Annotated in this window: 8 protein-coding genes; 3 read left to right on the forward strand and 5 right to left on the reverse strand. The window is 65.7% G+C overall.

Features of this window, described 5'->3' with window-relative positions; genetic code table 11:
• The 5 genes from AC1D2K_RS25035 to AC1D2K_RS25055 form a co-directional block, all read right to left on the reverse strand.
• A partial coding sequence (locus AC1D2K_RS25035; protein WP_478091816.1) for a carboxyl transferase domain-containing protein occupies positions 1-781 on the reverse strand: 781 nt, incomplete at its 3' end.
• 8 nt (positions 782-789) lie between these two features.
• Positions 790-1,761, reverse strand: coding sequence for an LLM class flavin-dependent oxidoreductase (locus tag AC1D2K_RS25040; protein WP_478091818.1), 972 nt, complete (start codon positions 1,759-1,761; stop codon positions 790-792).
• A gap of 49 nt (positions 1,762-1,810) precedes the next feature.
• Positions 1,811-2,581: a CoA-transferase subunit beta gene (locus AC1D2K_RS25045; protein WP_478091820.1), complete on the reverse strand. Its 771-nt coding sequence runs from the start codon at positions 2,579-2,581 to the stop codon at positions 1,811-1,813.
• A complete protein-coding gene (locus AC1D2K_RS25050) occupies positions 2,574-3,530 on the reverse strand; it encodes a CoA transferase subunit A (RefSeq protein WP_478091822.1) in 957 nt (318 codons plus the stop codon). Before AC1D2K_RS25050 ends, AC1D2K_RS25045 begins: the two co-directional genes overlap by 8 nt.
• 41 nt (positions 3,531-3,571) lie before the next feature.
• On the reverse strand, positions 3,572-5,065 hold the full coding sequence (locus AC1D2K_RS25055) for a pyridoxal-phosphate dependent enzyme (RefSeq protein ID WP_478091824.1): 1,494 nt from the start codon (positions 5,063-5,065) through the stop codon (positions 3,572-3,574).
• 263 nt (positions 5,066-5,328) lie between these two features.
• On the opposite strand from AC1D2K_RS25055, the gene AC1D2K_RS25060 reads away from it, so the two are divergent.
• The 3 genes from AC1D2K_RS25060 to AC1D2K_RS25070 all read left to right on the forward strand — a co-directional run.
• The gene (locus AC1D2K_RS25060) at positions 5,329-6,483 is read left to right on the forward strand and encodes an ABC transporter substrate-binding protein (protein WP_478091826.1); all 1,155 of its coding nucleotides are present in this window, start codon (positions 5,329-5,331) and stop codon (positions 6,481-6,483) included.
• 133 nt (positions 6,484-6,616) lie between these two features.
• Entirely contained in the window at positions 6,617-7,492 is an 876-nt protein-coding gene (locus AC1D2K_RS25065; RefSeq protein ID WP_478091827.1) for a branched-chain amino acid ABC transporter permease, read from the forward strand.
• Positions 7,489-7,763, forward strand: a 275-nt coding sequence (locus AC1D2K_RS25070; protein WP_478091829.1) for an ABC transporter permease subunit, incomplete at its 3' end; no start/stop codon positions are given. The genes AC1D2K_RS25065 and AC1D2K_RS25070, both read left to right, overlap by 4 nt.

Genomic DNA, 7,763 nt, shown 5'->3' on the forward strand with positions numbered 1-7,763 from the left:
GTGCAGGCGCCTCGCGGGCCGCATCATCCAGGCAGCGCCGCTGCGTCGGCCCCGCGCGGTTGTGCAGCGGCAGGAAGCCGAACAAGCGGCGCAACCGACGGATCGCCTGCACCTCGTTGTCGAACGCCCCATCCGCCAGGGACGAGGTCTTTCTGTGCACGCCTGCGCCCCCGAGTTGCTCGGCGCTCACCTCTTCGCCCGTCACCCGTTGGACCACGTCGGGTGCGCTGAGGAACAGGCTGCTGTCGTCGTTGGCCATGAAGACGAAGTCGGACMGCGGCGGCAGCAAGGCATCGGCGCCGGGACATCCGCCGACGATCAGCGAGATCTGCGGAACGACGCCGGAAGCGGCTGCGGCGTTGCGTACGATGGCGCCGTGGCCGGCCAGCGCATCCATGCCGCTTTCAAGCCGCAAACCGGCCGTGTCGAAGATTCCGATGATCGGCACCCGGCCTTCCAGCGCGAGTTCCTGCAACCGCCCTATCTTGCGGGCATGCACCTCGGCCAGTGTGCCGCGGCTCACCGACATGTCCTTGGCGAACACGCACACGGCGCGGCCGCCGATGGTGCCGCGCACGGTGACCACGCCGTCGCCGCYGCAGGCGTCGTCGCGGCCCAGGCGGGGCCCCAGTTCGGTCGACGAGCCTTCGTCGAGCAGCAACTCGACGCGTTCGCGGGCCGTCAGCCTGCCGCGGGCGTGCTGCGCTTCGGCCCAGGCCGCCCGCCCAGGGGCCGGCCCCGGCGCGCGGCATGCGGCCGACCGGTCGAGAATCGCTGCCATCGCCGGCTTCAGCGCTTCTTTTCGGCCACGTAGGCACGCAGGCGCGGAACGATCTCCTTGGCGATGATCTCGATCTGGTCCATCTCGTACTTGTACGGAACGAAGACCAGCTTCTGGACGCCGACGTCGATGTGCTCCTTGAGCTGGGCCACGCACTCGTCGACATTGCCCATGATGGCGCTGTCCATCGTCGACTGGCTGCCCTGGGCGATGTCGAAGTCGACATTCAACCACTCCATCATCTTGCCCTGCACGGCTTCGCGCGAGGCCCCCACCATGATGGGCAGCTGGTTGCCGTTCATCAGCGTGGCCGGATCCTTGTCCGCTTCAGCGGCGTACTTGCACACCTTCGCCCAGGACTCGACGAACGCCGCCGGCTTGTAGAAGTAGGTGAGCCAGCCGTCGCCATCCACCGCGGCGCGCTTGAGCACGCGATCGGCATAGCCGCCGATCAGGATCGGGCAGGGATTCTGAACCGGCTTGGGGAACATCACGCCGGCCGGGATCTTGTGGTGCGTCCAGTCTCCGGAGACCACATCCTCGGTCCAGAAGCGCTTGAGGATCTGGAGGTTGTCGTCCATGATCTTGCCGCGCTCCTCGTAGGCCACGCCGACAGCGTCGAACTCGCGCTTGTACCAGCCGGCGGCCATGGCCATCAGCAGGCGGCCGTTGGACAGCTGGTCGATGCTCGACAGCTGCTTGGCCAGCACCACCGGATTGCGCAGCGGCAGCACCAGGATTCCGGTCGACAGCTTGATCTTCTTGGTGCGCGCGGCGATGGCCGTCAGCAGCGTCAGCGAATCGATGATCGGGAAGTGCGGATCGACGCCGAGCAGGATGTGGTCCCAGACCCAGATCGAGTCGAAGCCGAGTTCCTCCATGCGCACGCCGTACTGCACCAGCGCCTCCGCGTTCGGGATTTCCGGAAAGGCCGTGAAATTGCGCGCTGCAATGCCAAACTGTCCATGCAAGGTTGCCATCAATGTTCTCCAGTGGTTCGATCTTCGAAATGCAGATGCTCGACCCGCGTCATGCGATGTAGAGCCGGTCCGGGTCCAGCTTGCGCAGGGCCGCGAGTTCGGCCGCGCTCGGGACCTCGGTGGTCGCGATGTGCTTGTCGTGCAGCAGCGTGAAGCCGGTGTTGTCCTGCACCTGCTCCAGGGTGACGCCCGGGTGCAGCGCGACGATCTTCATGTGCCTGGTCTTGTCGTCGAAGCCGAAGATGCCCAGGTCGGTCACCACCCGGAACATGCCGCCGGCCAGCAGGCCGCGGTCGYGGCGGCTGCTGCCGCCRTCGAGGAAGCCCGGGCTGGTGACGAAATCCACCTTGTCGACGAAGCGCCGGCGCTCATGGCGCATGGCGACGATCATGTTCGTCAGGCTCGAGATGTCGTTGCCGCCGCCGGTGCCCGGTAGCCGCGTCTTCGGGTGGGCCGGGTTGCCGATGTAGGACGAATTCAGGTTGCCGTACTTGTCGATCTGCGCGCCCCCCATGAAGCCGACGTCGACATGGCCGCGCTGCAGCAGCAGCAGCACGTCGGTGCTGCTCAGCACCATGTTGGCTCGCTTGGTGCAACGCTGTTCGTTGGTCGACGGCGGCAGCTTGCCCGGCTCGATGATCGGGCCCACCACGCCGCCCTCGAACAGAATCGTGAGGCCGGGGCAGCGCAGGCCCTGGGCCAGCGTCGCGGCCAGGAGCGGCACGCCCACCCCGGCGAAGACGACCTGCCCTTCGTTGAGCAGGCGCGAGCTCATGACGGCCAGGATCTCGCTGGCGGTGCAATCGGCGATCTCAGTCATTGAGCATGCTCCTTCCGCGGCGCGCCGCATCCAGCAGTTCGTCCAGCCCCAGCAGGTTCAGATAGTCGTTCCACGACTTCGGCTGCCGGATGTAGCGCTCGATGTAGTCCTGCATGGCGGCCACCGGGTCGGCGTTGACCAGCGAGGTGTAGTAGTCCATGTGCTTGAACAGCGGCTCGTAGACGTTGCTGCACTCGTGCGGCGCGCAGCCGTAGGGCACCTCGACCACGGCGTCGACGGCGAAGAACGGGATCTTGGTCTGGTCCGGGGATCGGCGGATCTGGTCGTTCGAGACGATCCGCTCGGTCGTCAGGATCACGCGGGTGGCGGCCATGGCCAGGTCGATGTCCATGAACTGCAGGCCGTCCATCTGGGCATTGCCGTAGGCATCGCAGCGCTGCACGTGGATGATCGCCACGTCGGGATTCAAGGCCGGCACCAGCAGCACGTCCTCCTGGGTGAAGGGACAGGTGATGGTCCGGGCTTCGGGCCGCAGTTCCAGCACGTCCGAGCCGAGCATCGAGCGCATCGGCAGGAAAGGCACCCCCATCGCTCCGGCGCGAAAGCGCATGCCCATGGCCAGGTGGCTCCACTCGTCGTAGCGCGCCTGCTTGCTCTCCACGTAGTGGCGCATGACCTTCGAGATGCCCCAGACGATGCCCTGGCTGAACCAGCTGGTGATGATGTGGTCCGAGACCCCCGAGGCGAACAGCAGGTCGCCCTCGCTCGAGACGATGCTGCGCGAGACCTGCAGATGTTTCTTGCGCTCGCGGATCAGCTGCCAGATCATCGCCGTCGGCGTGCGCGACAGCGTGCTGCCGCCGATGCCGACCTTGTCGCCGTCGTTGACCAGCGCGGCCGCATCCTCGAGCGACATGACTTTCTCTCGCAAGCTCCGGTCGCGCTGCGCGAGCTTGTTCCTCAGTTCGAGATAGGGTGTACCTTCCATATTGCCTCCTGCTTTCCCCACAGATCCTGTGGATGTGTTGACTACCGCTGTGCCCCTGTCTTCCCGTTGAACGCCTCGACCAGCGCGTCCCAGGCCGGCACCGACGCTTGCAGGCGACCCCAGAAGGCCTGGTCCTTTCGAGCGTCGAACTGGTCCACGGAAATTCCTTGTTGCTCCACCCAGGTGAAATAGCCGAGGTTGAAGATCCTCTTGCGCTGCGAATGCGTGAGTTCCAGCAGGTGGTCGTCCTCGATGCCGCCCAGATGGCGCGCGAAGAGTTCGCCGGCATGGACCTCATCGAAGCCCTGCGCATAGTGGCGCTGCACATAGCGCTGGCGTTCGCTGGCGTACATCGGCGCGCTGTCGGTCGCCACGGTGACGATGGCGTCGTCGGCGCCGAGGTCGAAGTGCTTCGCCACCTTGATCGCGGCGACCACGTTGGCCCAGCCCGAGATGCCGATGGCCGCCAGCGCTTCGACACACGCCGGATCGAGCTTCTGGCGCTGCATCAGGTAGCGCTTGCCGACCTCCGAATTGAACAGCTGGTTCAGCGCGTCCGAGCTGCGGTCCGACACGCCGACGGCGACGTCGGTGTTCAAGACGTTGTGGATCAGCGGAATGTGCTTGTCGCCGATGCCCTGGATGTTGTGTTCGCCGTAGCCGTTCTCCAGCAGGGTCGGGCACTCGCTGGCCTCGACGGCGACGATGCGCGCGCCGTGGCGCTGCTTGAGATAGTCGCCGGCGGCAAGGGTGCCGGCCGAACCGGTCGCCGACACGAAGGCCGCCAGCCGCAGCGCGGGCGTTTCGACCTGCAATGCGTCGAACAGACGCCCCATCGCTCGGCCGGTGCAGTGATGGTGCACGATGTAGTTCCCGAACTCGGAGAACTGGTTCAGGATCACGTTGTCCGGGACCGCTGCGAGCGCGGCGCAGCGGTCGTAGATCTCCTTGACGTTGCTTTCCGTGCCCGGCGTGCGGACGATGTCTTCCGGCGCCGCCACCCAGCGCTCCAGCCAGTCGAAGCGCTCCCTGCTCATGCCGGCGGGCAGCACCGCGATGCCGCGGCAACCGAGGATCCGCGAGATGGCGACGCCGCCGCGGCAGTAGTTGCCGGTCGACGGCCACACGGCCCTGTGCCGGCCCGGATCGAAGCGCCCCGTGACCAGGCGCGGCACCAGACAGCCGTAGGCCGCCAGCACCTTGTGCGCGCCGATCATCGGAAAGCGGTCGCCCAGCGCGATGACGATCCTGGTCTTGACGCCGGTCAGCGCCTCGGGCAGCACCAGGTGGCCCGGCACGCTGGCCGGGGCGTTTCCGGCGGCGTCGTTGAACCAGTGGACGCGCCACAAATTGGCCGGGTGGGGCTGGCCGGGATCGACCTGCGCCAGCGCGGCGAGGCGCTCGGGCGGAATCGTCTCGGGGTCGGCCAGCTGGCTCAGGGTCGGCAGCGCCACACCCGCTTCGCGCAGGCAGGCGTGCGCCTTCGAGAGCGTCCGCTCATCGACCACTTCCGGCGAAATACTCAACTGGCTCATGTCTCTCCTGGGCTGGCTCTGGCGATCAGTGCCTCGGCATCATATGATGCCATCAGCTGGTCGTCCTATTATTAGTATCTTATCAGCGAGTAAGGGCCCAGGCAAACAACGGCTCGTCGGTGAAAACCATGAGTCGGTGCACGACGCATCGATATACAGTAGTCCTATTGTTAGATAGATAGTTTGAGTGATTGCGCGACAGCTCGAATGCGCCGGCATCCCGCCGGACGATTCGTCCCCCACCTCTCTCTAAGGAGCGGAAGATGAAGCAAACCTGGCTGAGACCGAGCCTGGTCGCCGCGGCAGCGTGTTTCGCCGTCGCTGCGGCAGCCCAGTCCAACATCATCAAGATCGGCGTCAACCAGCCGCTCACCGGCGCCGTGGCGGCGTCCGGCAACTTCGTGACGAGCGGCGCGAAGATCGCCGCCGACGAGATCAATGCGAAGGGCGGCATCAACGGCGCAAGGATCGAGCTGGTGATCGAGGACAGCAAGAGCAATCCGACCGAGGCCGCCAACGCCACCGAGAAGCTGATCGTGCGCGACAAGGTCCCGGTCATCATGGGCGCGTGGAGTTCGACCTACACGCTGGCCGCGATGCCCAAGCTGATGGAATACAAGGTGCCGATGGTGGTCGAGACCTCGGGGGCCGACAAGATCACGACCTCGGGCAACCCCTATGTGTTTCGCATCTGCCCGACCAACGACATGGAAGCCAAGAGCTTTGCCCGCCATGTCGAGCCGCTCAAGATCAAGAAGGCCGATCTGCTGGTCGTGAACAACGACTGGGGCCGCGGCTCGGCCGAGTCCTTCCAGCGCATGCTGGAAGCCAAGGGCGTGAAGGTGGGCCGCGTGCTGACCATGGACGCCTCGGCGCAGGACATGACCTCCCAGTTGTCCCAGCTCAAGGCCACGGATGCCGACACCCTCTTCGTCACCACGGCGGTCGAGCAGCTCACCCTGGTGCTCAAGCAGGCGCAGTCGGTGGGCCTGAAGCGCCAGATCATCACGCTGGGCGGCTCGCAGAGTCCGGACCAGTTGATCGAGCACGCAGGGTCTGCAGCCGCGGGCACCATGCACAACATGATGTTCGCGCCCTGGACGCCCGACGCCTCGGCCGATCCGGCCACCGCCAGGGCGTTCATCGCGGAGTGGAACAAGCGCAAGTACGACAAGGCCGGCCTGACCGAAGGCTTCCGCGGCTATGACGGCATCCGCACCATTGCCGCGGCCGTCACCAAGGCCGGCGCCGCCGATCCGGAAAAGATCCGCGCGGCGCTGTGGGACATCGAGCTGACCGGCCTGACCGGCAAGATCAAGTTCGAGAAGGTCGGCCCCTCGGGCCGCGAGAGCGGCCAGAGCACGCCCAACACCTACCTCGTGAAGATCGACAACGACAAGATCGGCATCGTCAACTAGCCGGCTGTATCGCCGTATCGCGCCCGGGCCGACTGTCGGCTCGACGACGGCGCAGTCCGGGCGTGGCCCCGTGCGTCGTGGAATCAGCGCTTTCCGCGATCGTTTCGTTCTTCCAGCGCGTGCGAGAAACCAAGTGGACCAACTCATCCAGCACATAGCCAATGCGCTGATCCTCGGAGGCACCTATGCGCTCCTGGGGATCGGCCTCACCCTGATCCTCGGGATCATGAAAGTCGTCAACTTCACGCATGGCGAGCTCTATGCGTTCGGCGGCTTCATGGCCTACTACTTCGTGTCCAGCCTCGGATGGAATTTCTTCCTGGCGATGGGCATGGCCATCATGCTGGGCATCCTGCTCGGCGCGCTGATCGAGCGCATCTTCCTGCGCCGCATGCGCAGCGCCGACATCGACTCGACCATGGTGGTCATGATCGGGTGCTGGATCGCCATGCAGAACATCGCGCTGCTGGTCTGGGGCGGCGTCGCCAAGTCGGTGCCGACGCCCTTTCCGACCGAGCCGCTGGTCATCGGCCCGGTGTCGATCTCCTGGCTGCGCCTGTTCGTGCTGGGCGCAGCGCTGCTGCTCATTCTCGCCACCTATGTGCTGATCCACCGCAGCCCCCTGGGCAAGGCGATGCGCGCCACCTTCCAGGACCGGGACACCGCCTCGCTGATGGGCGTCAACATCAACGCCATCTACACCGCCACCTTTGCGCTCGGCTCGGGCCTGGCCGCCGCCGCCGGTGCGCTGCTCGGACCGGTCTTCGTGGTCACCACCACGATGGGCAACACCGCCGCCCTGAAGGCCTTCGCGATCGTCATCCTGGGCGGCCTCGGCAGCATCCAGGGCGCGGCGATCGGCGGCTTCATCCTGGCTTTCGCGGAAGAGCTGGGCTCGGGCTACGTCTCGTCGGGCTACCGGGATGCGATGGGCTTCATCCTCATCATCCTGGTGCTCATGTTCAAACCTACCGGCCTGTTCTACGTACGCGGGGAGCGCATCGGATGAAAAACCTCAGAACCAGCCTGCTGCTCGTGGCGCTGCTCAGCGTGCCCCTCTGGGTCACGGACCAGTACTACCTGCACATCGTCATCACGACCGGCATCTTCATCATCGGGGCGATGAGCCTCAACCTGCTGCTCGGCTACACCGGTCAGCTGAGCCTGGGCCACATCRCCTTCTTCGGCATCGGCGCCTACACGAGCGCGCTGACCTCGCTGGGCTTCGACATTCCGGTCTTCTGGGGCGACGGACGCATCGTCCACACCCCCTGGCATCC

It is taken from the genome of Variovorax sp. P1_H12_2 (assembly GCF_056405335.1).

Excerpts from the sequence above, each read along its gene's own strand:
- AC1D2K_RS25055 (WP_478091824.1), bottom strand. The coding sequence starts at position 5,065 with ATGAGCCAGTTGAGTATTTCGCCGGAAGTGGTCGATGAGCGGACGCTC.
- AC1D2K_RS25060 (WP_478091826.1), top strand. The coding sequence starts at position 5,329 with ATGAAGCAAACCTGGCTGAGACCGAGCCTGGTCGCCGCGGCAGCGTGT.
- AC1D2K_RS25050 (WP_478091822.1), bottom strand. The coding sequence starts at position 3,530 with ATGGAAGGTACACCCTATCTCGAACTGAGGAACAAGCTCGCGCAGCGC.
- AC1D2K_RS25040 (WP_478091818.1), bottom strand. The coding sequence starts at position 1,761 with ATGGCAACCTTGCATGGACAGTTTGGCATTGCAGCGCGCAATTTCACG.